This is a genomic window from Pseudomonas sp. 06C 126 (assembly GCF_001855215.1).
Lineage (GTDB): Bacteria > Pseudomonadota > Gammaproteobacteria > Pseudomonadales > Pseudomonadaceae > Aquipseudomonas > Aquipseudomonas proteolytica.
This window is the reverse complement of record NZ_MIFU01000068.1, coordinates 1-272: the sequence shown is the minus strand read 5'-3', so window position 1 is coordinate 272 and position 272 is coordinate 1. Positions and strand designations below refer to the sequence as shown.

The 272-nt window shown below is 59.9% G+C and carries 1 protein-coding gene; it reads left to right on the top strand.

What is annotated here, in order from left to right:
- On the top strand, window positions 1–272 hold a 272-nt coding region (locus BHC62_RS07925), incomplete at both ends, for a VCBS domain-containing protein (protein WP_143007509.1).

Sequence of the window (272 nt, the reverse complement as noted above, 5' to 3'; positions counted from 1 at the left end):
GCAACAACAGCGGCGCTACGGGCACGTTGGACGTCAATGTGGTCGACGATGTGCCAAAAGCCTTCGACGACAACCCCGGCGGCGTGGCCTCTGAAAGCCTGCTGACCCTGACCGGCAGCGTGCTGGGTAACGATGTGCAAGGTGCTGATCGGGTCGCCACCGGCCCCGTCACGCCAAATACGATTGTTGGTACCTACGGCACACTGCAATTGTTTGCCGATGGCAGCTATGTCTACACCCTGGACAAGACCGATCCGCAGTTCATGGCTCTG